The organism is Myxococcus llanfairpwllgwyngyllgogerychwyrndrobwllllantysiliogogogochensis (assembly GCF_006636215.1).
GTDB classification, from domain to species: Bacteria; Myxococcota; Myxococcia; order Myxococcales; family Myxococcaceae; genus Myxococcus; species Myxococcus llanfairpwllgwyngyllgogerychwyrndrobwllllantysiliogogogochensis.
In genome coordinates this window covers 1-649 of the sequence record NZ_VIFM01000599.1, presented here as the reverse complement: position 1 = coordinate 649, position 649 = coordinate 1, and the positions used below count along the sequence as shown (strand labels likewise).

The window sequence follows — 649 nt, the reverse complement described above, 5'->3', positions numbered from 1 at the left end:
AGGTACCCATGGTTTGGTGGTTGTCGGACGGCTTCAAGGAGAGTCGCATGATCAACAGCGATTGCTTGAAAGAAAAATCCCCGGCCGCCCTGTCGCATGACAACCTCTTTCACTCTGTACTTGGGCTACTGGGTGTGTCGACTCAGGTCTATGAGCAGGGCCTGGACATTTCAGCGGCCTGTCGGCCGATTGGTTGAGAAATATAAGTCCTCAGCACCTAGGGGCCCTTGCTTCAATGCCGCGCCTGTCGATCAGCGTCCTTCGGCTCCGGGATCGCATTTTTGTCAGCATTCCGTGACTCTCTTCGCGCCGGACGATGGAGCGTCAATCGAGTACAGCATGAGCGTTCACTCCATACCGCGCACTCTGGCACCGCCCGAGCGATTCCGATTGTAGATGGCGGTCTGGGCTTTAGATCCATTCCTGGCGGACCCCAGCAACCGCAGGCGTTTCGAGCAGTTGCGGCTGCTCCAGCAGGCCGGTGAGCCCATGCCGCACGCAAAGCTGTTTGAGACGGTGCTCGACCATTTCCGCTACACCTCAGCCAACGGCTGAATCAGCAGCGCAGACAATTGATGCCACGTGCAGGAAATTGAGTCCGCTGTATCAATCTAGGGAGATCACCTCGGCGGATTGAGTGGCACTCCGA

General features: G+C 57.3%; 2 protein-coding genes. Both read left to right on the top strand.

Annotation, left to right across the window (positions count from 1 at the left end; genetic code table 11):
* Positions 1 to 197, top strand: a 197-nt coding sequence (locus FJV41_RS57060; RefSeq protein ID WP_281291659.1) for a hypothetical protein, incomplete at its 5' end; no start/stop codon positions are given.
* 199 nt (positions 198 to 396) lie between these two features.
* A complete protein-coding gene (locus tag FJV41_RS57055) occupies positions 397 to 555 on the top strand; it encodes a hypothetical protein (RefSeq protein ID WP_171410738.1) in 159 nt (52 codons plus the stop codon).
* Positions 556 to 649: the final 94 nt, after the last annotated feature.

What these genes read in the sequence shown, in the direction of transcription:
- FJV41_RS57055 (WP_171410738.1), top strand. Translation starts at nt 397, where the DNA reads ATGGCGGTCTGGGCTTTAGATCCATTCCTGGCGGACCCCAGCAACCGC.